The sequence below is a fragment of the Methylobacterium indicum genome (genome assembly GCF_017347565.1).
Classification (GTDB): Bacteria; Pseudomonadota; Alphaproteobacteria; order Rhizobiales; family Beijerinckiaceae; genus Methylobacterium; species Methylobacterium indicum.
Genome location: NZ_AP024145.1, coordinates 6,006,208 through 6,029,672 on the forward strand (window position 1 = coordinate 6,006,208; position 23,465 = coordinate 6,029,672).

Consider the following 23,465-nt stretch of genomic DNA (forward strand, 5'->3'; position numbering starts at 1 on the left):
GGACGACGATGAGCGAACCCTACCTGTACGAGTTCCTGTATCGCGGCCGTCCGGCGGGCTCGGCCGAGGCGCCGGCCTGGCACGTCGTGCTCGGCCGGTCCGTGACGCCGCCGGGCGCGACGGAGGCGCAGTTCGTGGCGAGCGGGGCGCTGAGCCCGGCGCAAGCCGAGGCCGCGGGGTTCCCGCTCTCGGCGGTGCTGGCGGGGATCGACGCGGCGGCGCTGGCGGGGCGGGATGCCGCCGTGGCCGAGGCGGCGGCGCTGCGGCGCGAGCGCGACGCCCTGGCCGGGGAGCGCGACGGCCTGGCGGCGCAGCTCGCCGCGCGGGAGGCGCCGGCGGCCGACGTGCTGCCGGCAATCTCGGACCGGCAGTTCTTCCAGGCGCTGGCGCTGGCCGGGGCGATCACGCCCGACGCGGCGCTGGCGGCGGTGATGACCGGCCGTCTTCCGGCGCCGATCGAGGCGGCGGTGACGGCGCTGCCGGCGGCGGAGCGCTTCGCCGCCCGGATGCTGCTGTCGGGCGCCACGGCGTTCGAGCGCGGCCACCCGATGGTGGCGCAGCTCGGCACGGCGATCGGCTACGACGCGGCGGCGCTGGACGCGCTGTGGCGCCAGGCCGCCACCCTCTGATCGCCGATCCCTAACCGGCGGCCCCTGATCGCGGCCCGACGCCCGGGCCTGCGGGCCGGCGCGCCGCCCCCCTCTGCACAACCTGGAGAGACCGATGACCGCGACGACGTTCGAGCGGGCGATGCCGCTCGTCCTGGCCCACGAGGGCGGATGGTCCGACGACCCGGCCGACCCGGGGGGTGCGACGAACCTCGGGGTGACGATCGGCACCTTGAGCCTGTGGCTCGGCCGGCCGGCGACCAAGGCGGAGGTGAAGGCGCTGACGGTCGCGAGCGTGTCGCCGCTCTACCGGCGCCGGTTCTGGGACGCGGTGCAGGGCGACGCGCTGCCGGCGGGTCTGGATTACGCGCTGTTCGACTTCGCGGTGAACAGCGGCCCGAAGCGCGCGGTGATCGGGCTGCAACGGGCCTTGGGCGTCGCCGATGACGGGCGGCTCGGGCCGGTGACGCTGGCGGCGCTCGCCGGCCGGGACGTGCCGGGGCTGGTGAACGCCCTGTGCGACGGGCGGCTGGCCTTCCTGCGGGCGCTCTCGACCTGGCCGCGGTTCGGCCGGGGCTGGGGCCGGCGGGTGGAGGAAGTCCGCGCCGCCGCGCTCGCGCTCCACGCCGCCCCGGACGGAGACGTCCCGGCCGCCTGTCCCGCCTGCGGCCGGCGTGTCGCGGCCTGAGCCCCACGAATCCCCGTCACAGCGAGAGCGCCATGAACCAGGAACAACTCACCACGCTGCTGCGCACCCTGCTGCAATTCGCCGGCGGCATCGCCGTCGGGTGCGGCTGGCTCGACGCCGACACGGCCACCACCCTGACCGGCGCCCTGGTGACGCTGATCGTCACCGTCTGGGGCCTCTACGTGCGCCGCAACGCCGGCCTCGTCGCGGCCGCCGCCGCCCTCCCGGCGGTCAAAGCGATCCTCGCAGCCCCGGCGACCGCGCAGGCGGTCCCGAGTCCCAAGGTCCGGCCGTCGGAGTAGAGTCCCGCATCCGGAACCGGCGGGCCGCCGCCCGGACCGCCATGCAGGAAACGGGTGTTCGCGCGGCTTTCCGCCGGTTCGTCAGCTCAGCACCACCACCTGAGCGCCCACCGGCACGCGGGCGTAGAGGTCGATCGCGTCCTGGTTGATCATCCGGATGCAGCCGGACGATACGCTGCGGCCGATGCTCTCCGGCTCGGTCGTGCCGTGGATGCGGTAGAGCGTGTCCTTGTTGTTCTGCCACAGGTACAGGGCGCGGGCGCCGAGCGGGTTGCGCGGGCCACCCGGCACGCCGAGCCCGCTCTGGAGCTTCGACACGCTGCGGGCGAGCGCCGGCTGGCGGGCGATCATCTCCTTGGGCGGGTACCAGTCCGGCCAGGCCTGCTTGGAGTTGATGGTGGCCGCCCCGTTCCAGGCGAAGCCCTGGCGGCCGACGCCGACGCCGTAGCGGCGGGCCCGGCCGCCCTCCTGGACCAGGTAGAGGTGGTGCGCCCGCGGATCGACCACGATCGTGCCCGGCGCGTAGCGGCCGCCATAGGCGACCTCCTGGCGCAGGAAGGACGGGTTCGCACGCCGCCACCGGAAGGCCTGCACCGGGAACGGCTCGGTGTCGAGCGCCGCGTAGGCGCGGGCGTAGTCGATCGGGCCGTCATCGACCACCACCGCGGCGTTGGGGTCGACGGCGCCTTGCGGCGGCGCCACCTGGCGCCGCGGACCGCCCCAGAACGAATCCTCCTCCGGCGTCTCGACCGGGGCGGGCTCGCCCCGGTAGTACGGATCGGCGGCCTGGCCGCGCGTGTCGTAGAACGCGCCGTCATCCGCCGGGACGGGATCGCGGGAGCGCCGGCGCCGGGCGGGCGCGAAATCCTGATCCGTCCAGGCGAGAGCGGGACGCATCCACGCGCCCGCGAGCAGCGTCGAGCCGAGGCCGGCGACCAGGAGGCGGCGGTTCTTGTCGGTCATGGGATGTCTTGGGATCGTGCTGACAGGAACGGGGCGCCGGATGGCGCAATGCAGCAACAGCTAGGGCATTTCCCCCCGGAGGGGAAACCGTCGCGGACAAAAAACCGTCTGGACCAACGCGCTAGCGCGATATCCCGTGCCGGTGTGGCCCCGGCGCCGCCCCGGCAGGGACAGATCGCGGACGGTGAACTGCGACGCAGAAAGTCGGGTGCGATACTTTTTCCGGTTCGTATCACAACCGTCGAAATCTGTTGTCATTCACATCTGCTACGGTTGACGCCTGCGTGAATACGTGGCCTCCTGAGGTCGTCACTTCGATCCGGTGGGCCATGACCAACGACGATACGCCCCGATCCCTCGATTTGATCGAGCTCGCCGCCGACGTCGTATCGGCCTACGTGGCGAACAACTCGGTTCCAGTAGGAGACCTGCCGGCACTGATCGCGGCAGTCCATGCATCGCTGAACCAGCTCGGTACGCCGCAGGCGCCGGAGCCCGAGAAGGCGACGCCGCCGGTGCCGATCCGCAAGACGGTCACGCCCGATCACATCATCAGCCTCGAGGACGGCAAGCCCTACAAGACGCTGAAACGCCACCTGTCGGGCCGCGGGCTCACCCCCGAGCAGTACCGCCAGAAATGGGGCCTGCCGTCGGACTATCCTATGGTCGCTGCCAACTACGCCGCCCAGCGCTCCGAGCTCGCCAAGACCTCGGGCCTCGGCCAGAACCAGCGCGGCCGCGGCGGGGCCAGATAGACGCGAGCCCCGCGGTCCCCTGAGGTCGGGGCGCCGGTGGGACGGACTGACGGATCGGTGGCCCATCCCGATGAGCGGGAGCCGACCGGCTCGCTCAGCCTGCGTTCAGGTCGTTAGCTCTTATCCTGCAGGCGTCGGGGCGGTCCTCGCGGTCGCTCCCGTCCTGAAGGAGAGATCCCACGATGATGCACGTCAAGGTGCTCGGGATGGCCGGCCTCGTTGCGGGCGGCCTGGTTCTCGCGTCGGCGGCGCAGGCCGGCCCGATCGGCCTCGGCGCGGCGGACTCGCTCGCGCCGGAAACGGCCGTGACGACAGTGGCCGGTGGCTGCGGCCCCGGCTTCGTCCCGAACCGCTTCGGCTATTGCCGCCCGTTCTACGGACCCCGGCCGGTCTATGGGCCGCGTCCCTACTATTACGGCCCGCGGCCGTACTGGCGCCGCCCGTATGACGGTCCGCGGCGCTTCTACTACGGCTACTGATCCGGCGAGCACGACAGAACGAGGCGCCCGACCGGCCGGTCGGGCGCCTTTTCGCGTTTCGGCCAGAAAATTCCGGTGCTACCCGGCCCGCGCCGCGGGCTTGCGCCCGAACGGATCGAACTCGATCACCGGTGCCTTGCGGCCGTGCAGGGCCGGCAGGACCCGCTCGCCGAAGGCGTCGATGAAGGCGGGCTGGCTGCCGCCGACCTGATGCAGGTCGATGCTGTCGAAGCCGAGCGCCGCACAGGCCGCGATGCGCTCGGTCAGCGCCGGCAGGTCGTGGGAGATCAGCACCGTCTCGTGCATGTCCTCCGGCCGCAGATGGCGCGCGGCGGCCTCGAAATCGGCGGGGCGGGGCAGCTCCCAGGCGACCGAGGCCGGGATGGCGTTGAAGCGCCACTCGGCATGGGCCTGGTGCAGGGCCTCGGCCGGGTCGGGGGCGTAGCTCAAGTCCATCTTGAGGAAGACCGGCTTGTCGGCGCCGCCATTCTCCCGGAAGGCGTCGACGATCGGCCCCAGGACCTCCGGACTCGTCCCGACCGTGAGGAGCCCGTCGGCCCAGGTGCCGAGCCAGGCGGCGGTCTCGACGCTGGTGGCCGCCCCCACGAGGCGGGTCGGGGTCTCGGGCAGCGACCAGACCTTGGCGTCGACGGCGGTCAGGCGGCCGCGCTGGGTCACGGTCTCGCCGGCGAGCAAGGCCCGCATGATCTCGGCGCCCTCGCGCAGGCGGGCGTTGCGCTCGGCCTTGTCGGGCCAGGGACCGCCGGTCGCGCGCTCGTTCATCGCCTGGCCGCTGCCGAGCGCCACCCACGGCACCCGGCCGGGGAACATCTGCCCGAGGGTCGCCACGGCCTGGGCCAGCACCACCGGATGATAGCGCCAGCCGCCCGGCACCGAGATGATGCCGAAGGTCAGCCGCTCGGTGGCCTGGAGGGCCGCGCCGAGCCAGGCCCAGGCGAAGCCGGACTCGCCCTGGCTCGGCGACCAGGGCTGGAGGTGGTCGGAGGAGAAGGCCCCGTCGAAGCCGGCCTGCTCGGCCCGCTGGGCGAGTGCGAGCAGCGCCCGGGGCGGGCATTGCTCGTGGGAGATGTGGTAGCTGTACAGGGTCATGGCGGGGCTCCCGGCCCGGGGAATGCCCGAGCCCGGGCGGTCGTTCCGGGCCGGCGCGGTTGCGCCGCGGGCCCGGCCCCTCGCTACATCCCCACCGCGACCTTGCGGCTGTTGCCCCGCTGGAGATTGCGGTAGCGCGCCAGCGCCCAGAGCGGGAAGAACTTCGCGTAGCCGTGATAGCGCAAATAGAACACCCGCGGGAAGCCGGTGCCGGTGTAGAACTCCTCGCCCCACAGCCCGTCCGCCCCTTGCGTGCGGGCGAGATAGTTGACGCCGCGGGCGACCGCCGGGTGGTCGGCCTCGCCGGCCGCCATCAGGGCGATCAAGGCCCAGGCGGTCTGGGAGGCGGTGCTGCCGGCGCGCTCGTAGCCGCGATATTCGAGCTTGTAGCTCGTCGCGTCCTCGCCCCAGCCGCCATCGGGGTTCTGGATCGAGACCAGCCAGTCGACGGCCTTGCGGACCGGTGCGGAAGCCGGGTCATGGCCGGCGGCGTTCAGCGCGCAGAGCGCCGACCACGTGCCGTAGATGTAGTTCATGCCCCAGCGGCCGTACCAGCTGCCGTCCTCCTCCTGGTCGGCGAGCAGGTAGTCGACGGCCCGGGCCAGGGGCGCGCTCGTCTCCTTGGTCTCGCCGAGCTGCGCCAGCATCGAGATGCAGCGGGCGGTGACGTCGGCGGTCGGCGGATCGAGCAGCGCGCCGTGGTCGGAGAACGGGATGTAGTTGAGGTAGTGGTAGGTGTTGTCGGCATCGAACGCCGCGAAGCCCCCGTCGCGGCTCTGCAGGCCCTCGATCCATTCCCGGGCGCGGGCGATCGACTGCGTGTAGTCCGAGCCGCCCTCGCCGGGGCCGAGGCGGGTCTGCGCCCGGTCCATCGCCATCGCCACCACGGCGGTGTCGTCGAGATCGGGATAATGCGCGTTGTTGTACTGGAACGCCCAGCCGCCCGGGCGCACGTCCGGCTTGCGGGCCGCCCAGTCGCCCTTGATGTCGAGCACCTGGAGCGGCTTCAACCATTCGAGGGCGGCGCGGGCCTGGCGCTCGTTCTCCGGCCCGCCGGCCTCCATCAGGGCGTGGGCGGCGAGCGCCGTGTCCCAGACCGGCGACAGGCAGGGCTGGACGTAGGCCTCGTGCTCCTTGACGGTGACGAGCTTCTCCACCGCCGAGCGCGCCGTGACCACCAGGGGATGGTCCTCCGGATAGCCCAGCGCCTCGTACATCAGCACTGAATTGGCGATGGCCGGAAAGATGGCTCCGAGGCCGTCCTCACCGTTCAGGCGCTCGCTGACGAAGGCCACCGCCTTGTCCATCGCGCGGGCCCGGGGCTTTTTGGGAAACAGGGGCTCGACCACCCGCAGGACGTCGTCGATGACCGCGAAGACCGGGCGCCAGGGCGAGGATTCCTGGGCGCCGGAGGGCCACCGCCGGATCCGCTCGGGATCCTGGGTGAACAATTCGCGCACGCCGATGCCACGCGGGTTCTTGGCCCGCGGCTTCTTGGCCTGGAGCACGAAGAGCGGCACCATCACGGTGCGGGCCCAGTACGACACCTTGTCGAGGTGGAACGGGAACCACCGCGGCAGCAGCATCACCTCGACCGGCATCACCGGCACGGCGTTCCACGGCACCTCGCCGTAGAGGGCGAGCAGCGTGCGGGTGAAGACGTTGGCATGCGCCGCGCCGCCGCGCTGCAGGATCGCGTCCCGGGCCCGGCGCATGTGCGGCGCATCGGGGGAATCGCCGATCATCTTGAGGGCGAAGTACGCCTTGACGGACGCGCTCATGTCGAGCGGCCCCTCATGGACCAGGGACCAGCCGTGATGCAGCCCACTCTGCGTGCGGCGCAGGTAGACGGCGATCTTCTCCTCCAGCTCCCGCCCGGGCTCGGAGCCGCGAAACTGGTGGTAGAGGATGTACTCGGACGGGATGGTGGCGTCCGCCTCGAGCTCGAAGCACCAATGCCCGTCGCCATGGGCCATCTGCGTCAAGGCCCGGGACGCGGCCGAGACCCGCCGCTCGACCTCGTCGAGGGTGATGTCCTGCGTGCTCTTGCGTTGCAGCGTCTCGACCTTGCCCACGGTATCCTTGCCTTCCTCTAGGGAGGGCGGCTCCGCCCCGCCGCCCATGATGCCATCCCGATATGTTTTCGCAGCGCACAAAACGCCGCGCAGGCCCACGCTGTTCCCGAAACAGGCCCCCGGCGTCAAGCCGCTCCACGCAACGCAGCGTTGACACGGTTACCGGCGCCGGTCCCCGTCAGAACCTGCGCCGCCGTCGCACCGGACCGGATCGCCCCCTCGATCGTCGAGGGCAGCCCGGTCGCGGTCCAGTCTCCGGCGAGCGCCAGGTTCTCGATGTGCGTGCGCGCACCCGGGCGGCGCGCGGCTTCCGCCGGCGTCGCCGCGAAGGTGGCGCGCTTCTCCTTGACGATCTGCCAGCGCGGCAGCGGCTCGCCGGCGTACCCCGAGAGCCGCGAGACCTCGTCCCAGATCGTGCGGGCCAGTTCCTCGCGCGGGACGTCGAGCAGGCGGTCGGCGCCGCTGATCGTCACCGAGAGCCGGTCGGGGTAGGAGAACAGCCACTCGGTGACGCCGCCGACGACGCCCAGCAGCAGCGGTGCCCCCGGCTTCGGGGCCAGCGCGAAATGCGCGTTGACGATCGAGCGGTGACTCTGCGGCACGCTCAGACCCGGCATCAGGTCGGCGGCGACCCAGGCCGGCAGGGCCAGCACCGCCGCGTCGTCGGGCCCGAGGTGTTCCGGCCCGTCCGAGAAGTCGAGCCGGGTGAGCCGCCCGCCCTCGATCCCGAGCGCCCGCAGGCGACGGCCGAAGCGCACCTCGGCACCGGCCTGCGCCAGAGCTGTCAGTGCGGGATCGACGAAGGCCGCCGACAGCCCCTCGACGGCGATGAGCGGCCGGCAGGCCCGGCCGCCGGCTCCCAGCGTCTCGCGCAGGATGGTGGCGGCAAGCCCCGCATCGCTCTCCTGCGGCTCGGTGTTGAGCGCGGCGAGCAGCACCGGGTGCCAGAGCCGGTCCCACAGCAGCCCCTCGCACGACATGCTCTCGCCGATCGTGGCGGCCTTGGCGGCTCCGCGAAAGATGCCGAGGGGCGCGAGGTAGTCGCGGGCGCGGCTGCCCGGCACCCGGCGACGGGCATCGAGCACCCACCAGGGCAGGCGCCCGGCATTGGGGCGCAGGGTCCAGCGCTCGGCCGTCGCGAGGTCGGCGAAGGCGAACGCGGCCTCGTCAGGCCCGGCCAGCACGCCGTCCGGCGCACCGGCGAGCTTCAAAAAGTCGAGGGCGTCGCGATTGCCCGAGAGCAGCAGGTGGTTGCCGTTGTCGATCGTCAGCCCGAGGGCCGGATCGAAGTAGGAGCGGCAACGCCCGCCGGCCTGCTTGGCCGCCTCGTGCACCACGACGCGCCGGCCGGCCTTGGCGAGCCTGAGGGCCGCGGAGAGGCCGGCGAGACCGGCGCCGAGGACATGGATCGTACCCATCAGACGATCGCGTGGCGCAGGAGGACGCCGATCAGCGCGAGCTTGCCGGGCTTCACCCGCGCACGCGGCGCCGCCCAGCCGCGCTTGCGCAGGCCGACGAGGATCAGGTGGTAGGCCCCCCCCATGATGCGGGGCGCCTTGGTGGCACGGCGCGACTGACCGTTCATGATCGCCCAGGACGCATCGTAATGCCCTTGCGCCTCGTCGAGGAGCCGGGCGCAGACCTCTCCGAGGCGCGGATGAGCCAGCGCGCTCTCCGGGGTCGGGTGCGAAAGCCCGATCGCCGCCAGCGGCTCGGCCGGCAGGTAGAGCCGGCCGCGCTCGGCATCCTCGTCGATGTCGCGCAGGATGTTGGTGAGTTGCAGCGCCCGGCCGAGATGGTGGGCGAGCCGGATGCCGGGCTCCTCCGGCAGGCCGAAGATCCGCACGGAGAGCCGGCCGACGGCGCTCGCCACCCGGTCGCAATAGAGATCGAGGGTCGCGGAATCGGGCGCGACGATGTCGGCCTCGGCATCCATCGCCATGCCGTCGATCACCGCCTGGAAATCCTCGCGCTTCAGCCCGAACTGCCGCACCGGCCCCACGAGGGCTTGGGTCCGCGGCACCGGCCGGCCGGCATAGAGGGCGTCGATGTCGGCGCGCCAGCGATCGAGCTCGGCGGCGCGGACCTCGCGGGCACCGCCGTCGTCGGCCACATCGTCGACCGCGCGGCAGAAGGCGTAGACCGCGTACATCGCGTCGCGCTGCTCGGCCGGCAGCAGCCGCATGGCGGTGTAGAACGACGACCCGGCGGCCGGCAGGGCCGGGGCTTCTTCGGAGGCCTGGAGCTGCGGCGCGGGCTGGGAGGCGAGGGCGGTCACGGGCGGGCTCCCCGCAGGGCCGGATGGAGGTGGCGGCGGAACGGCCGCCGGGCGAGCGTGGTGGCGGCGGCGCCGAGCGCGGTGAGCGCGAAGGCGGCCTTGCCGTGATGGACCTTCTCGCTCAGCGGATCGCGGACCAGCAGGCCGCGGGCGAGCAGCACCGCCAGGCGATGGATGGCCGCGATCTCCATGGCGAGCCGGGTGTCGTCGATGAGGTCGGGCAGGGCGCGTCCTTCCTCGAGGAGGTCGAGGCAGCGTTGCGCCAGATCCGCGATCACGGCGCGGAGCGCCGGCGTGGCGCGCGCAAGCCCCAGATCCTCGATCCGGGCCCCGTGCTTCTCGAGGGTCTCCCGCGGCAGGTAGACCCGGTCGACACTCCGAAAATCCTTGGCGCAATCCTGGAGGTGGTTGATCACCTGCAGGGCGGTACAGATCGCGTCCGAGGTCGGCCAGGTGCGGCCCGGATCCTCGCCATGCACGTCGAGGACGAAGCGGCCGACCGGCACCGCCGAGTAGCGGCAGTAATGGGCGAGCTCGTCCCAGGTCTCGTAGCGCGTCTTGTGCGCGTCCATCCGGAACGCGTCGAGGAGTTCGAGTGCGTGGCGCGGCGGCAGCCCACGCTCGGCGAGCGAGCGGCGCAGAGGCGCGGCTTCGGGATCGTCGGGCCCCTTGCCGGTCAGCGCGTCGGCGAGACGATCGAGGAGCGCGATCTTGCGCTCGGGCGACAGGCCGGCATTGTCGGCGACGTCGTCACCGGCCCGGACGTAGTAGTAGAAGTCCAGGATCGGGCCGCGGTGGCGCGGATGGATCAGGTGCGAGGCGACCGGGAAGTTCTCGTCGCGGTGCCCCTTGCCGGAGCGCGCCTCGGTGACGGTGGTCATCGGATGTATCCCGCCTGACGGAACCAGGCGACGGCATCAGACAGGCCGTCGCGGTAGGGCCGGGCCGCGTAGCCGAGCTCGGCCCGCGCCTTGGCGTCGGAGAAGAACATGCGGTAGCGCGACATCCGGATGCCGTCGATCGTGGCGAGCGGCGCCTTGCCGGTGATCCGCGCGGCGAGCTCGGACACGAACGCCACCGGGTAGACCGCGGCCCGCGGCAGCCGCACGGTCGGGGGCTTGCGCCCGACGAGGCCGGCGATGTCGGCGAGCATGCGCGACAGGAGCACGTCCTCGCCACCGAGGATGTAGCGCTCGCCGATGCGGCCCCGGTGCAGGGCGAGGAGATGGCCCTTCGCCACGTCGTCGACATGGGCGAGGTTGAGGCCCGTATCGACGAAGGCCGGCATCTTGCCGTTCGCCGCCTCAACGATGATCCGCCCGGTCGGGGTCGGCTTCACGTCGCGGGGGCCGATCGGGGTCGAGGGATTGACGATCACCGCCGGCAGACCGTCGCGGGCCACCATCTCCTCGACCACCCGCTCGGCCACCACCTTGCTGCGCTTGTAGGCGCCGATGGCGGTCTCGGGCGTCAGCGGCCGGGTCTCGTCGGCGGGCGTGCCGTCGTCATGCGGCTTGATGGTGGCGACGCTCGACGTATAGACGACCCGCTCGACGCCCGCATCGAGCGCCGCCCGCATCAGGGCCCGGGTGCCGTCGCGGTTGGTGCGCACGATTTCTTCCGGATCCGGCGCCCAGAGCCGGTAATCGGCCGCGGCGTGGACGAGGTAGCGCATGCCGCGCATGGCCGCCGCCGCCGCTTCGGGGTCGCGCATGTCGCCCTCGACGATCTCGACGTCGGGCCAGGTCAGGTTGGTGCGCGGGCTGGTGGCGCGCACCAGCACCCGCACCGGGAAGCCGGCGGCGCGGAACACGTCGACCAGCGCCGGACCGAGGAAGCCGCTGGCGCCGGTGATCAGCATCGGGCCGGGCTCGAATCCGGGGGTGGACGCGGTTCTGTGCGGGGCCTCGGTCATGCGTTCCTTCTCGGCGGCTCGGGCGGCGCGCCCACTCGTCCGACAGTGACATCAATTCGGGAAGCCGGGCCGCTTCTGCCAGCCCCGCGCCATGCTCGCAAGGCGCAGGCCGCCGATCGCGGCCGGGCGTGCCGCCCGCGCATCAGCATCGTGACCCCGGGATGAAATCGGCCAGCGAGACGTCTCAGGCGAGGCGCAGACGCCCGGACCGCTCGGCCGAGGCCTCGTGCACCGGCAGCGCGGCCTCGACGACCTTGACGATCGACGGCGCGTCGAGCCCGGCCTCGGCGTACATCCGGTCCGGCGTGTCGTGGTCCTGGTAGCTGTCCGGCAGCGTCAGGGTCCGCACCCGAACCTTGCCCTCGTCCAGCGCCCCGCGCGACGACAACAGGTGCAGCACCATCGCGCCGAAGCCGCCGACCGACCCCTCTTCCAGCGTCACCAGAACCTCGTGGCTTCCCGCGAGATCCAGGATCAACGCCTCGTCGAGCGGCTTGGCAAACCGCGCATCCGCCACCGTCACGCCGATGCCGGCCGCCTCCAGACGCTCCGCCGCCTTCAGCGCTTCCGCCAGACGCGTGCCGAGGCTGAGCAGCGCCACCCGCGCTCCCTCCGGGCGCTGGATCACCCGGCCCTTGCCGATCTCCAGCACCTCGCCCCGCTCGGGCATCTCGACGCCGACGCCCTCGCCGCGCGGATACCGGAACGCGATCGGCCCCGTATCATGCGCGTGGGCCGTCGCCACCATATGCACCAGCTCGGCCTCGTCGGCCGCCGCCATCACGGTCATGTTCGGCAGGCAGCAGAGATACGCCAGGTCGAAGGCGCCCGCATGCGTCGCCCCGTCGGCGCCGACCAGACCCGCGCGGTCCAGCGCGAAGCGCACGGGCAGGTTCTGCAACGCCACGTCGTGCACCAGCTGGTCGTAGCCGCGCTGCAGGAACGTCGAGTAGATCGCGCAGAACGGCTTGAACCCCTCCGTCGCCAGCCCCGCCGCGAAGGTCACCGCGTGCTGCTCGGCGATGCCGACGTCGAAGGTCCGGTCGGGATGCGCCTTCGAGAAGAGGTCGACGCCGGTGCCCGAGGGCATCGCCGCGGTGATCGCCACCACCTTGTCGTCGGCATCCGCCGCCTTGATCAGGCTCTCGCCGAACACCCGCGTATAGGCCGGGGCGTTGGGCTTGGCCTTGGTCTGCTTGCCCGACACCACGTCGAACTTCACCACCGCGTGGCCGCGGTCGGCCGCGGCTTCGGCCGGGGCGTAGCCCTTGCCCTTCTGGGTCACGACGTGGATCAGAACCGGGCCGTCGGGGGCGTCGCGCACGTTCTTGAGCACCGGCAGCAGGTGCTCGAGGTTGTGCCCGTCGATCGGGCCGACATAGTGGAAGCCGAGCTCCTCGAACATCGTGCCGCCGCCGGCCAGCATGCCGCGGGCATACTCTTCCGCGCGGGCCGCGGTGTCGTAGAGGGCCTTGGGCAGCAGCCGGCCGAACTGCTTGGCGGTGTCGCGAAGCGAGCGGTAGGTGTCGCCCGAGACGAGCCTGGCGAGATAGGACGACATGGCGCCGACGGGGGGCGCGATCGACATGTCGTTGTCGTTGAGGATGACGATGAGGCGGCTCTTGAGCGCGCCGGCATTGTTCATCGCCTCGTAGGCCATGCCGGCCGAGATCGAGCCGTCGCCGATCACCGCCACGACGTTGCGGCGCGGGGGCGTCTCGCCGCGCGCCTTCGCGGCGGCGTCCGCGAGGTCGCGGCCGATCGCCATGCCGAGGCCGGCGGAGATGGAGGTGGAGGAATGGGCGGCGCCGAAGGGATCGTAGGGGCTCTCGGAGCGCTTGGTGAAGCCCGAGAGGCCGCCGCCCTGGCGGAGCGTGCGGATGCGGTCGCGGCGTCCGGTGAGGATCTTGTGGGGGTAGGCCTGGTGTCCGACGTCCCAGATGATGCGGTCGTCGGGGGTGTTGAAGACGTAGTGGAGGGCGACGGTGAGCTCGATGACGCCGAGGCCGGCGCCGAGATGGCCGCCGGTGACCGAGACGGCGTCGATGGTCTCGGCGCGCAGTTCGGCGGCGAGCTGGGCGAGGTCGCTCTCGGGCAGCTGGCGCAGATCCGCGGGAACGCGGACGCGGTCGAGGAGGGGAAGGACCAGATCGGACAAGGGGTGACGCTCGCTCGTGTCGAAGGTGGACCCCGCCCGGCCTCGCGGCCCCGGGATCCTCGCAGATGGCGGCCGTTATACCGCAAGCGGCCGTTCGCGCCATCGCCGGCCCGCGAACGCCACGGTTGCGACCGCATGCTGCACAACAACTCCCAAGAACATCCTGAACTCACGGTGAATTTCGCCCGCGAGGCGACAGCTGCGCGGGGATGCGCTAGGCTGCGAGTCGACGGCGCGATTGCGCCAATACGCATTCCCGCACGGAGTTCAGATGGGACGATCGATACCGGCGTGCGGGCTCGTCCTGAGCCTCGTGCTGCTGGCCCCGGGTCAGGCGCGGGCGGTGCCGCTCTATCCGGCGCTCGATCCCGCCTGGCTGCCGCACTGGCCCACCTGCCGGCCGACCGACCGCACCTGCGACACCATCTCGCGGCGGCGGATTCCCGTCTGCACCTGGCGGGTGCGACCGACACCCGAGGGCCCGCGGCGGGTCCGGATCTGCGCGTGATCCGCTCCGGCCAAGCTGGCGCGGGCAGAACCGGCGCGGGCAAGACGGGTTCGAAAGAGATCGGATCCAGCAAGACCGGTCTCGGAACGGCGCGGCCGGCGGCCGGCCTTGCCTGCCTGCTGCTCGTGGCCCTGCCGGCGGCGGGGGAGGCCCGGACTTGCCTGGGCGACTTCGCCGGCGGCACGCAGCCGGTGCTGACCAATCCGCGGCTTGCCGCGGACACCACGCTCCTGTGCTACCAGGCCTTCGCCGTCCTCTATTCGGGCCTCGCCCGCACGCCGCTCTACGCCGCCGAGCACCTCACCGCGGCGCGGGTCGAGGCGGCCCGCCGGATCGACCGGGTCGATGCCTTCCACGAGGAGATGCAACTGCCGGCGGCGGCCCGCTCCGAACTCGCGGATTACGCCGGCAGCGGCTGGGACCGGGGCCACATGGCGCCCTCCGGAGACATGCCGAGCCCGGGCACGCAGAGCGAATCCTTCAGCCTCGCCAACATCGTCCCGCAGAACCCGGACCTCAACCGCCGGCTCTGGGCCGGGATCGAGAGCAGCGTGCGGGCGCTCGCGATCGAGCGCGGCGATCTGTTCGTCGTCACCGGACCGCTGTTCGAGGGCGCGAGCGTGCAATCGCTGCGCGGCCGGGTGCTGATCCCGACCCGCCTGTTCAAGGCGGTCTATGACGCCAACCGGGGGGAGGCGGGTGTCTACCTCGCCCGCAACGCCCCGGGCGAGGAGTGGGAAGCGATCTCCCTCGATCGGCTCGCGGCGATCGGCGGCATCGTCGCCTTTCCGGACCTGCCGGATTCCGTCCGCCGGCGCATCATGCCCCTGCCGGAGCCGAAGCGCGACGAATATGTCGGCGGGCCGCGCAGCCGCCGCGAGCCGGGCTTCCTCGACTGGCTCGCCGCCGAGCTGCGCCGCGCCGCCCGCCGTGCCTGGCGCGACTTCCTCCGTTCGCTGTTCTGACGGACGCTTCCCATGCCCGCACCCGCGAAGTCCGCCTTCACCCCCTTCGCCGACGATGCCGCGGTCCAGACTCTCGGCGACCTGACGCTGGAGAACGGCACGACGCGCATCGCGCTCCACGGCTCCCTCGATTTCGCCCGCGACCGGGAGAGCCTGGAGCGGGCCCGCGCGCTGACAACGACGCTGACGGCGATCGTCACGGCTTTGGAGGACGAGGCCGACCTGCCGGAACGGGCGGAGGAGGCCCGGGGGGCGACCACCGAGGTCAAGAACCCGTTCGGGTGAAGGGCGCCTCGTCCCGCCGCCTTGCACCCCCCCGGCGGCCCTGGTAAGCGCGGGAGCACTCCCCATTCCCGCGCGCGGCCGGCCGCGTCGACGCCCGGCGATCCGATCGTGTCCCGGGAGATGGCCCGAATCCGGCAGACGCCGCCCGATCCGGACCGCGCGCCAGAACTCTGAAGGATCACCGCCATGGCCCGTGAATTCATCTACCACATGCGGGGTCTGACCAAGACCTATTCCAGCGGCAAGAAGGTGCTCGACAACGTGCACCTGTCCTTCTACCCGGACGCCAAGATCGGCGTGCTCGGCGTCAACGGCGCCGGCAAGTCGACGCTTTTGCGCATCATGGCGGGCATCGACACCGAGTTCAACGGCGACGGCTTCGTGGCCGAGGGCGCGCGGGTCGGCTACCTGCCGCAGGAGCCGCAGCTCGATCCGGACAAGACCGTCCGCGAGAACGTGATGGAGGGCGTCGCCGAGTCCCAGGCGATCCTCGATCGCTACAACGAGCTCGCGATGAACTACTCCGAGGAGACGGCGGACGAGATGACCCGCCTCCAGGACGAGATCGAGGCCAAGGGTCTGTGGGATCTCGATTCCAAGGTCGATCAGGCGATGGACGCCCTGCGCTGCCCGGGCGACGACGTGGCCGTGGCCACCCTGTCGGGCGGCGAGCGCCGCCGCGTCGCGCTCTGCCGCCTGCTGCTGTGGCAGCCGGAACTCCTGCTCCTCGACGAGCCGACCAACCACCTCGACGCCGAGACGGTCGGCTGGCTCGAAGGCCACCTTCGGTCCTACCCGGGCGCGATCCTGATCGTGACCCACGACCGCTACTTCCTCGACAACGTCACGAGCTGGATCCTCGAACTCGATCGCGGCCGGGGCATTCCCTACGAGGGCAACTACTCGTCCTGGCTGGTCCAGAAGCAGAAGCGCCTCGCCCAGGAGGGCCGCGAGGAGGAGTCGCGCCAGCGCACCATCGAGCGCGAGCAGGAATGGGTCTCGGCCTCGCCGAAGGCCCGGCAGGCCAAGTCCAAGGCCCGTATCGCCCGCTACGAGGACCTCGTCGCCAAGGCGCAGGAGAAGGGCCCCTCGACCGCCCAGATCGTCATCCCGATCGCCGAGCGGCTCGGCAACAACGTCATCGAGTTCGACCACCTCGAGAAGGCCTTCGGCGACCGCCTGTTGATCGACGATTTGTCGTTCAAGCTGCCGCCGGGCGGCATCGTCGGCGTGATCGGCCCGAACGGCGCCGGCAAGACCACCCTGTTCCGGATGATCAACGGGCTGGAGACCCCCGACAAGGGCGACATCCGGGTCGGCGAGAGCGTCAAGCTCGGCTACGTCGACCAGTCCCGCGACGCCCTGAACCCCGACGCCACCGTGTGGCAGGAGATCTCGGGCGGCAACGACATCCTGTATCTCGGCAAGCGCGAGATCAACAGCAGAGCCTATTGCGGCGCCTTCAACTTCAAGGGCTCCGACCAGCAGAAGAAGGTCGGCGTGCTGTCGGGCGGTGAGCGCAACCGCGTCCACCTCGCCAAGATCCTGAAGAGCGGCGCCAACGTGCTGCTCCTCGACGAGCCGACCAACGACCTCGACGTCGACACCCTCCGCGCGCTGGAAGAGGCGCTGGAGGATTACGCCGGCTGCGCGGTGATCATCAGCCACGATCGCTGGTTCCTCGACCGGATCGCGACCCACATCCTCGCCTTCGAGGGCGACAGCCACGTCGAGTGGTTCGAGGGCAACTTCGCCGATTACGAGGCGGACAAGAAGCGGCGCCTGGGCGTCGATTCCACCATCCCGCACCGGATCAAGTACAAGAAGTTCAGCCGCTGAACCGTGAGCGGGGCGGCGCCGGCCGCCCCGCATCATCTGGATCCGCACAACAAAAAAGGGCCCCGCGGGGCCCTTTCTCGTGTCCGGCATCCGGTGCCGGGCTTACCTCGTCGCCGAGTACAGCGAAGCGCCGGAGGCGATCGGCGAGGTGACGGTGGAGAAGACGCTGAGCACCTTCTGGACCTCGGTGAAGGGGGCGTTCGAGACGTAGACGAGGTCGCGGTTGCGCATCCGGAACGCCTGGGAGACGAACAGGCTGTTGGGATCGCGCATGTTGATCCGGTAGACCACTGGCACGAAGTTCGACGTGAGCAGCGGGCTGTTCGGGTGCAGGCGGCGCACCACGGAGGCCGGCTCGAACCGGAACACGAACACGCCGGCCGGATCGGCCTGGAAGTCGCGCAGGCCCCCGGACTTGGCGAGGGCCTGAGCCAGCGTGATGCCCTCGGCCGAGAACGGGATCTCGTAATTCGCTCCCGTCGCGCCGACGGCCAGGAAGGTCTGGGGATCGCGCACCAGGGTGAGCGTGTCGCCCGGCCGCAGGAAGATGTTTTCCCGCGGGTTGGAGACGACGGCAGTGAGCGGCACCGTCGCGGTGGTGGAGCCGCGCGACAGCCGCACGAAGGTCTCGTTCACCGGCGCCGCGACGCCGCCCGCCGTGGCGATGACGTCGAGCAGGCGGTCGCCCTTCTCGGTCAGGGGCACGCGACCGCCGCCGAGGTTGGAGACCGGACCGCCGCGGCTCGCCGCCGCCAGGCGGGCGCCGCCGCCGGGGGCCGCGGCCTCGCCCAGCACCGTCACGCTGGTGCTGAGCGGCGAGTTGACCGTGAGGAGCACCTGCGGCTGGATCGCCTTGCCGGCGAGCTCCTGCTCGATCTGGGCCTGCACGTCTGGGGCGCGCTTGCCCGCCACCTTGATGCGGCCGGCATAGGGCACGGAGATCGTGCCGTCGCGGGCGACGATCTGCTCGGGGATGCTGGAGGATTTTGAACCGGTGGACAGGCCCCCCATCATGGGGGCGGAGAACAGGCCGCCGCTGCCCGCCTCCCAGATCGTCACCGTCACCGCATCGCCGACGCCGATCACCGGCTGCACCGAGGGGCGGCGGTCGCCGAAGGAGGCGAGGAGGCTGTCGAGGGGCCGGCCGCGCAGCGCCTCGACCACGGCGGCGTCGACGTCGATGATCTCGTAGCGGGCAAGCAGGCCCTGGTCGGTGGCGACGTCGGCCCCGTCTGCGATCGCGCTCGCCGTCGGGCCGGCCGCGGGCAGGAAGCTGCTGCAGCCCCCGACCAGGCAAGCCATCGCCAGGACCGCTGGCATTCCGACGCGCACCATGCCTCACCCTCCAGAACCACGCGGGGCCGTCCGCGACGACCGCTCGGTCTCTCTCACTCGACGCCGGTCCCGCCGCGGGCCGCCCGGATTCGGCCCGGTCCGCGAAAACTCCGACGAATGCGGCCGCCTGCGGCCACGCTTCGCCACCCTCCCTTTAGCACTCGGGACCGCCGCGATCGAATCGACGGGGCGGCCCGGGGGCCTCCGGTGTGCACAAGTCCCGCCGGTGTGGCGCCACGCCCACGGCCCGGGACCCTGCGGAAGATCCGGCGCAGGACCCGGCCCGGGAGCCCGTCGACCGGAAATGCGTCGCGAGCGTGGCGGTTGGCCCGTCCGTGGCACGGATGCATCGGCCGTGTGGATCACGGGCATGACGTCCGCTCTCCATGTTCCTGCCCAGATCACCAGCCTAATGGCCGTCGTCGTCCGAGGGACGACCGACCCTTCGGGACGCTCCGCATTGACGTTGTGCAACACCACGATTTTTTCGAGACTGTTGCATTCATGCCATTGTCGACACCGGAGTCGTCGGTACTGTCCGCCTCGTCAGCGGCTCGCGCGCGATTCGCGCGCCCCGAATGTCCGTCCGGGCAGGCTGCATCCGCGGTCCGCTCGGTCCTTCGCCGTCCCAGGGCTCCGCCGGCAGGTCGTCTGCGGCCGCCGGCCCCGCCCAGACCCGAGGTGTGCCCGTGAGTGCTGATCCCGTGCGTAACGTCGACCAGGCCCGCCAGGACTCCCGCTCTCAAGACGCCCGCTCTCAGGATTCTCGCGCCATGCAGCCGGGCCGGCGCCAGGTGTTCCTGTTCCTGCAGGGCCCGATCACGCCGTACTTCGCCCGGGTTGCCGACGCCCTGGAGGCGCGGGGCCATCGCTGCCTGCGGGTGAACCTCTGCTTCGGCGACTGGATGTTCTGGCGCCGCGCCGGCGGGGTGAACTTCCGCGGCACCCGCGAGACTTGGCCGGCCTTCATCGCCGACCTGATCGACCGCGAGGGCGTGACCGACCTGATGCTGCTCGGCGAGCAGCGCTACTACCACAAGGTCGCCGTCGCCGCCGCCAAGGCGCGCGGCCTGAACGTCACGGTGACGGATTTCGGCTACCTGCGTCCGGACTGGATCACGCTGGAGCGCGACGGCATGTCGGGCGACAGCTGCTTCCCGAAGGACCCGGAGGCGGTGCTGGCGCTGGCCGCCCAGGCGCCGGAGCCCGATCTGGTGCCGCGCTACCGCGACAGCTTCTGGCTCCAGGCGGTCTGGGACATGGGCTACCACCTGATGAGCAACTGGCTCTGGTGGCTGTATCCCGGCTACAAGTCGCATCAGGTGCACCACAACGCCCTGATCTATCTGGGCACCGGCCTGCACATGCTGCGCTCCAGGCGCACCGGCCCGCGGGTCGACGCGCTGGTCCGCCGCCTGCGGGAAGCCGGCACGACCTATTACGTGCTGCCGCTGCAGATGGAGAACGACTTCCAGCTGCGCGCCTACTCGCCGTTCTTCGACCTGAAGACGCCGATCCACGCGGTGATCCGTTCCTTCGCGGAGCACGCGCCGGCGGAGTCACGGCTGCTGGTCAAGATCCATCCTCTCGATCCCGGCATCCGCAACTGGGCGCGCATCGTGCGCCGCTCCGCGGAGAAGTGGGGCGTGTCCGACCGGGTCGACTTCGCCGATGGCGGCGACCTCGGCAAGATGCTGGACGGCTGCCGCGGCGTCGTCACGGTCAACAGCACCGTCGGCCTGTGGTCGATGCGCGCCAACAAGCCGACCATGACGCTGGGCGCCGCGATCTACGACATCCAGGGCCTGACCTATCAGGGCGCGCTGGAGACATTCTGGACGCAGGCCGAGCCGCCCCGGCGCGAGCTATGGGACGCCTTCATCAAGGCGATCGTCGCCAACATCCAGATCCGCGGCGTCTACTACAAGGCCGAGGGCATGGCGGCGGCGGTCGAGGCCACCGCCTCGCGCCTCGACCTCACCCAGGGCGCCTGGCTCGAGACCCGCTCCCGGGCGCGCACCCTCGACACCGGCGACGAGATGCCGGGCATCGAGGCGCTGCAGAACGCCTGACCGCGATCCGCTTCGACCGAGAAACTAGACGGGGCCGGAAACGGCCCCGTCTTTTTTTGCGAAGGCCGCCTACGCGTCGACCGGCGCCCCCGATCACCCCCGCCGCAGCACGCCGCGCCAGATCACCGACCAGACCTGCTTGAGGACGGCCTCGGGGGTGCGGGCGCGGCGTGCCAGCTCCGGATCGCCGGCCGCCAGACGCTGCACCAGCACCTCGGGCGGGCAGGGCAGACCGGTGCGCGGATCGACGTAGCGCGGGTAGAGAACGAGCGCGCCGGCCACCAGTTCGTCGAGGGTGAGGCGGCGGGTGCGGCGCGGGCTGCCCGGGTCGTCGGTGAGGCCCCAGCCGGCATAGAACGGCAGGCCGTGGGTGGTCACGGCCTTGCCGCGCAGGAGCGCCTCGAAGCCGATGAGCGAAGTCACGGTCTCGACCCGGTCCGCCGCATCGACGGCGTCGATCGCCGAGACGTCGCGCAGCACCACGTCGGCATGGGCCGCGACCACGTCCGGCGGGACCCAGCCGGGCCGCAGGCCCGCCTCGACGTCGGGATGCGGCTTGAAGGCGATGACGGCGTCCGGGTTGCGCTCGCGCGCGAGCCGCAGGAGCGCGGCGTTGCCGGAAACCGACCCGCCGCCGAGGCGGATCGAGGCGTCGTTCTCGACCTGGCCGGCGACCAGCACCACCGGGCCCGGTCGCGGCATCGGCGGCATCGCGGCACTGCCGACATTGTACTTGCTGACCCGCGCGGCGATCACCGCCTCGCGTAAACGCGCGGCCCGGGCGAGGAGGTCGTCCGGGAAGGCCCCGGTCTCGAGCAATTGCTCGAGGTCGCTCGGACCCGTGGCGTCGTAGTAGACGCCGCTGGCGTCGAGGACGTGCGAGGCACCCGGGCGCAGGGCGACGCCGAGGCCGATCGAGCGCAGGAAGCCGTCCTCCATGCGCAGGAGCGGCAGGCCCGCCCGGGCGCAGGCCTCCTCGGTGCCGGCCGGCATCCGGCTCGCCCAGGACACGACGCGGCGCATCCCCGACAGCTCGTCGGACGTGACCGGGGCATCGCCCCGGCGCACCACCGGGCGGTGGCCCGGCGCCGACAGGGTCTTGGTGATCCAGTCCCGCTTCCAGGCCGAGAAGCCGACGCAGAGCGTGGGCACCGCGTTCTCGCGCCAGCGCGACGCGACGAGGTCGAGGATCGCCACCGCATCCTCGAACCGCACCGGCGCACACGTATAGGGATCGAAGTAGCGCGAGCAGACGAGGTAGGCGGCGGCAAAGACGTCCTCCGGCTTGCGCCGGCGGGTGCGCCGGGGCAGATGCAGACGGTCGTCGGTGAAGCCCCAGCCGGCATAGAACGGCAGGCCGAAGCAGGTCACGGGCGTGCCGGCGAGCGCCGCCTCGAAGCCGGAATGGGCCGAGACGACGTAGACGCGATCGCTGTCCTCGGCCACCGACCAGGCGGTCACGGGGTCGCTCACGAGACGCGCCCCGGCCGCGGTCGCGGCAGCCTCGTCGATATGCCCGCGCCGGCCGATCGGAGCGGCCGGGTCCATCACCACCAGGCGCTCGGCCTCCGGCGCGTCCGCGGCGGCCGCCTCCAGCATCGCCCGGAAGGCGCTCGCACCGGCGAGACCGAAGCCGACCGTCGGGTCGCCGACCGCCTGGTCGACGATGACGACGCGCCGGCGCCCCGCATTCCGGCCCGGCAGGTCGCGGCGGCGCGGGTCGTTGTCGAGGCCGAGCCGTCGCTCGCGCAGGCGCGCGATGCCGGCTCTGGCCCGGCCCATCAGCTCGTCCGCCTCCCAGCCGCCTTCCTCGAGCATGACCTCGAGCTCGCTCGGCGCGGTCGCGTCGTAGTGGATGCCGAGCCCGTCGATGATGTAGCTCAGCGAGCGCTCCACCCGGACGTCGCCGAGGCGCAGGAAGCCTTCGTCCCAGCGGTCGCTCAGACGCACCCGCCGCGAGGTCGGCTCGCTGCCCAGACGCCGCGAGCGTCGCGGGCCGGGTCCTTCCGACTCCGACGGCATCCGGGGCCACAACCGCTTCAGCTTGCCGCGATCCATCCGCCTCTCACTCACTGCGGACCGTGCCGCCCGGGCGCTCGCGACCCGGAGCAGGCGCCGTTCCACACTCATTCCGGCCCGTCAAGCACACGCACCGGGCGAGGTCGCGGGGTCCGCGCCGCGCTCCGGCGCAGCAACCGCGGCCCCACGCCGTCCCTCCTTAGACGAATTCCGATGAACCCAGTCCTGCCGGTGCGGGATTTTTTCGCGCGCCCGCCGGAGCCGGCATGCTACAGGCGCGCGCCATGCCGCGGCATTCCGATCGTCAGGAGAGAAGCCATGCCCGTCATCCTGATCACCGGCGCCTCGAGCGGCATCGGCGCGGCCCTGGCACGGCATTACGCCGCCCCCGGCACGACGCTGGTCCTGAACGCCCGCGGGCCTGAGCGCCTGGAAGCCGTGGCCGAAGCCTGCCGGGGCAAGGGCGCGACCGTCGAGACCCGGGCCCTCGACGTTCGCGACCGGGACGACGTGCGGGTCTGGATCGGCGAGGTGGATGCACGGATCGGTCTCGATCTCGTGATCGCCAATGCGGGGGTCAATGGCGGCCACCCGCAGGGCGGGCTCGAGACCGAGGAGACCGCCTTCCTCGTCCTCGACGTGAACCTGATGGGCGCCCTCAACGTCGCGCTGCCGGCCGTCGCCCGGATGGCGGAGCGGGGCCGCGGGCAGATCGCGCTGATCTCCTCGCTCGCGGCCTACGCGCCGCTCCCCGACGCCCCGGCCTATAGCGGCACCAAGGCGGCGCTGCTGGCCCACGGCCTCGCGTTACGCGAGAAGCTGGCGCCCCGCGGCGTGCGGATGAACGTGGTCTGCCCCGGCTACGTGAAGACCGCGATGGGCGCCGACTACGAGGGCTGGCGCCCGCTCGAGATGAGCGCCGAGGCGGCGGCGGCGCGCATCGCCAAGGGGCTCGCCCGCGACGAGGGGGTGATCGCCTTCCCGGCGGCGCTCGCCGCGGCGGCGCGGGGCGCCGCGCTGATCCCGGAATCCTGGCGGCGCCTCGGCATGCGCGGCTTCAGCTTCCGCATGAGCGAGCGCCAGCAGCGCTGATCCCACCTCAAAACAATCC

The 23,465-nt window shown here is 71.8% G+C and carries 21 protein-coding genes; 11 read left to right on the forward strand and 10 right to left on the reverse strand.

The genetic code is table 11. The features are described 5' to 3' along the window. Window positions 1–8 precede the first annotated feature (8 nt). The 3 genes from miv_RS27920 (at window position 9) to miv_RS27930 (ending at window position 1,598) form a co-directional block, all read left to right on the forward strand. Window positions 9–629 (forward strand): hypothetical protein, encoded by a 621-nt coding sequence (locus tag miv_RS27920; protein WP_207180173.1) that lies wholly within the window; start codon window positions 9–11, stop codon window positions 627–629. Window positions 630–723: 94 nt separating this feature from the next. After that, window positions 724–1,296 (forward strand): glycoside hydrolase family 108 protein, encoded by a 573-nt coding sequence (locus miv_RS27925; RefSeq protein WP_207180175.1) that lies wholly within the window; start codon window positions 724–726, stop codon window positions 1,294–1,296. Window positions 1,297–1,328: 32 nt separating this feature from the next. Then, window positions 1,329–1,598, forward strand: coding sequence for a Pam3-gp28 family putative phage holin (locus tag miv_RS27930; protein ID WP_048427281.1), 270 nt, complete (start codon window positions 1,329–1,331; stop codon window positions 1,596–1,598). Between the two features lie 81 nt (window positions 1,599–1,679). Here miv_RS27930 and miv_RS27935 read toward each other — a convergent pair whose 3' ends face one another. Then, window positions 1,680–2,561, reverse strand: a complete 882-nt coding sequence (locus miv_RS27935; protein WP_058618620.1) for a L,D-transpeptidase — start codon at window positions 2,559–2,561, stop codon at window positions 1,680–1,682. A gap of 329 nt (window positions 2,562–2,890) precedes the next feature. On the opposite strand from miv_RS27935, the gene miv_RS27940 reads away from it, so the two are divergent. Together miv_RS27940 and miv_RS27945 are read left to right on the forward strand one after the other, a co-directional pair. Next, entirely contained in the window at window positions 2,891–3,316 is a 426-nt protein-coding gene (locus tag miv_RS27940; protein WP_207180176.1) for a Ros/MucR family transcriptional regulator, read from the forward strand. A gap of 182 nt (window positions 3,317–3,498) precedes the next feature. Continuing rightward, window positions 3,499–3,795, forward strand: a complete 297-nt coding sequence (locus tag miv_RS27945; protein ID WP_048427284.1) for a GCG_CRPN prefix-to-repeats domain-containing protein — start codon at window positions 3,499–3,501, stop codon at window positions 3,793–3,795. A gap of 78 nt (window positions 3,796–3,873) precedes the next feature. On the opposite strand, the gene miv_RS27950 is transcribed toward miv_RS27945, so the two are convergent. The 7 genes from miv_RS27950 to dxs form a co-directional block, all read right to left on the reverse strand. Then, complete coding sequence (locus tag miv_RS27950) at window positions 3,874–4,905, reverse strand: TIGR03885 family FMN-dependent LLM class oxidoreductase (RefSeq protein WP_207180177.1); 1,032 nt, start codon at window positions 4,903–4,905, stop codon at window positions 3,874–3,876. An 83-nt stretch (window positions 4,906–4,988) separates the two neighbouring features. After that, window positions 4,989–7,028 (reverse strand): squalene--hopene cyclase, encoded by a 2,040-nt coding sequence (shc, locus tag miv_RS27955; RefSeq protein ID WP_207180178.1) that lies wholly within the window; start codon window positions 7,026–7,028, stop codon window positions 4,989–4,991. 77 nt (window positions 7,029–7,105) lie between these two features. Then, window positions 7,106–8,401: a hydroxysqualene dehydroxylase HpnE gene (hpnE, locus tag miv_RS27960; RefSeq protein ID WP_207183661.1), complete on the reverse strand. Its 1,296-nt coding sequence runs from the start codon at window positions 8,399–8,401 to the stop codon at window positions 7,106–7,108. Then, window positions 8,398–9,258: a presqualene diphosphate synthase HpnD gene (gene hpnD / locus miv_RS27965; protein WP_207180179.1), complete on the reverse strand. Its 861-nt coding sequence runs from the start codon at window positions 9,256–9,258 to the stop codon at window positions 8,398–8,400. The genes hpnE and hpnD overlap by 4 nt, the downstream gene beginning before the upstream one ends. After that, window positions 9,255–10,139, reverse strand: coding sequence for a squalene synthase HpnC (hpnC, locus tag miv_RS27970; protein ID WP_048427287.1), 885 nt, complete (start codon window positions 10,137–10,139; stop codon window positions 9,255–9,257). Before hpnC ends, hpnD begins: the two co-directional genes overlap by 4 nt. Next, on the reverse strand, window positions 10,136–11,173 hold the full coding sequence (gene hpnA / locus miv_RS27975; protein WP_244748749.1) for a hopanoid-associated sugar epimerase: 1,038 nt from the start codon (window positions 11,171–11,173) through the stop codon (window positions 10,136–10,138). The genes hpnC and hpnA overlap by 4 nt, the downstream gene beginning before the upstream one ends. A 184-nt stretch (window positions 11,174–11,357) precedes the next feature. Continuing rightward, on the reverse strand, window positions 11,358–13,331 hold the full coding sequence (gene dxs / locus miv_RS27980) for a 1-deoxy-D-xylulose-5-phosphate synthase (RefSeq protein ID WP_207180180.1): 1,974 nt from the start codon (window positions 13,329–13,331) through the stop codon (window positions 11,358–11,360). Window positions 13,332–13,602: 271 nt separating this feature from the next. Between dxs and miv_RS33560 the strand changes: the two genes are divergently transcribed. From miv_RS33560 to ettA, 4 genes are all read left to right on the forward strand, one after another. Continuing rightward, on the forward strand, window positions 13,603–13,839 hold the full coding sequence (locus miv_RS33560; RefSeq protein WP_244748750.1) for a hypothetical protein: 237 nt from the start codon (window positions 13,603–13,605) through the stop codon (window positions 13,837–13,839). Window positions 13,840–13,898: 59 nt separating this feature from the next. Continuing rightward, a complete protein-coding gene (locus miv_RS33565) occupies window positions 13,899–14,804 on the forward strand; it encodes a DNA/RNA non-specific endonuclease (protein ID WP_425312995.1) in 906 nt (301 codons plus the stop codon). A 12-nt stretch (window positions 14,805–14,816) separates the two neighbouring features. Further along, complete coding sequence (locus miv_RS27990) at window positions 14,817–15,089, forward strand: hypothetical protein (protein ID WP_058618612.1); 273 nt, start codon at window positions 14,817–14,819, stop codon at window positions 15,087–15,089. 186 nt (window positions 15,090–15,275) lie between these two features. Continuing rightward, a complete protein-coding gene (ettA, locus tag miv_RS27995; RefSeq protein WP_048426435.1) occupies window positions 15,276–16,928 on the forward strand; it encodes an energy-dependent translational throttle protein EttA in 1,653 nt (550 codons plus the stop codon). Window positions 16,929–17,030: 102 nt separating this feature from the next. Here ettA and miv_RS28000 read toward each other — a convergent pair whose 3' ends face one another. Continuing rightward, complete coding sequence (locus miv_RS28000) at window positions 17,031–18,263, reverse strand: polysaccharide biosynthesis/export family protein (RefSeq protein ID WP_058618611.1); 1,233 nt, start codon at window positions 18,261–18,263, stop codon at window positions 17,031–17,033. Window positions 18,264–19,036: 773 nt separating this feature from the next. Here miv_RS28000 and miv_RS28005 point away from each other — a divergent pair. Beyond that, entirely contained in the window at window positions 19,037–20,335 is a 1,299-nt protein-coding gene (locus miv_RS28005; protein ID WP_048426437.1) for a capsule biosynthesis protein, read from the forward strand. Between the two features lie 93 nt (window positions 20,336–20,428). Here miv_RS28005 and miv_RS28010 read toward each other — a convergent pair whose 3' ends face one another. Further along, window positions 20,429–22,285: a capsular polysaccharide biosynthesis protein gene (locus tag miv_RS28010; RefSeq protein ID WP_244748751.1), complete on the reverse strand. Its 1,857-nt coding sequence runs from the start codon at window positions 22,283–22,285 to the stop codon at window positions 20,429–20,431. Window positions 22,286–22,672: 387 nt separating this feature from the next. Between miv_RS28010 and miv_RS28015 the strand changes: the two genes are divergently transcribed. Next, the gene (locus miv_RS28015) at window positions 22,673–23,446 is read left to right on the forward strand and encodes an SDR family NAD(P)-dependent oxidoreductase (protein ID WP_048426439.1); all 774 of its coding nucleotides are present in this window, start codon (window positions 22,673–22,675) and stop codon (window positions 23,444–23,446) included. Window positions 23,447–23,465: the final 19 nt, after the last annotated feature.

Bases quoted from the DNA above. Each gene is read 5' to 3' on its own strand.
- miv_RS27925 (WP_207180175.1), top strand. From the start codon at position 724: ATGACCGCGACGACGTTCGAGCGGGCGATGCCGCTCGTCCTGGCCCAC.
- shc (WP_207180178.1), bottom strand. From the start codon at position 7,028: ATGGGCGGCGGGGCGGAGCCGCCCTCCCTAGAGGAAGGCAAGGATACC.
- miv_RS28000 (WP_058618611.1), bottom strand. From the start codon at position 18,263: ATGGTGCGCGTCGGAATGCCAGCGGTCCTGGCGATGGCTTGCCTGGTC.
- ettA (WP_048426435.1), top strand. From the start codon at position 15,276: ATGGCCCGTGAATTCATCTACCACATGCGGGGTCTGACCAAGACCTAT.
- miv_RS28015 (WP_048426439.1), top strand. From the start codon at position 22,673: ATGCCCGTCATCCTGATCACCGGCGCCTCGAGCGGCATCGGCGCGGCC.
- miv_RS28005 (WP_048426437.1), top strand. From the start codon at position 19,037: ATGCAGCCGGGCCGGCGCCAGGTGTTCCTGTTCCTGCAGGGCCCGATC.
- miv_RS27945 (WP_048427284.1), top strand. From the start codon at position 3,499: ATGATGCACGTCAAGGTGCTCGGGATGGCCGGCCTCGTTGCGGGCGGC.
- hpnA (WP_244748749.1), bottom strand. From the start codon at position 11,173: ATGACCGAGGCCCCGCACAGAACCGCGTCCACCCCCGGATTCGAGCCC.
- miv_RS27940 (WP_207180176.1), top strand. From the start codon at position 2,891: ATGACCAACGACGATACGCCCCGATCCCTCGATTTGATCGAGCTCGCC.
- miv_RS27920 (WP_207180173.1), top strand. From the start codon at position 9: ATGAGCGAACCCTACCTGTACGAGTTCCTGTATCGCGGCCGTCCGGCG.
- miv_RS27930 (WP_048427281.1), top strand. From the start codon at position 1,329: ATGAACCAGGAACAACTCACCACGCTGCTGCGCACCCTGCTGCAATTC.
- miv_RS27950 (WP_207180177.1), bottom strand. From the start codon at position 4,905: ATGACCCTGTACAGCTACCACATCTCCCACGAGCAATGCCCGCCCCGG.
- miv_RS27990 (WP_058618612.1), top strand. From the start codon at position 14,817: ATGCCCGCACCCGCGAAGTCCGCCTTCACCCCCTTCGCCGACGATGCC.
- miv_RS27935 (WP_058618620.1), bottom strand. From the start codon at position 2,561: ATGACCGACAAGAACCGCCGCCTCCTGGTCGCCGGCCTCGGCTCGACG.
- hpnC (WP_048427287.1), bottom strand. From the start codon at position 10,139: ATGACCACCGTCACCGAGGCGCGCTCCGGCAAGGGGCACCGCGACGAG.
- miv_RS33560 (WP_244748750.1), top strand. From the start codon at position 13,603: ATGGGACGATCGATACCGGCGTGCGGGCTCGTCCTGAGCCTCGTGCTG.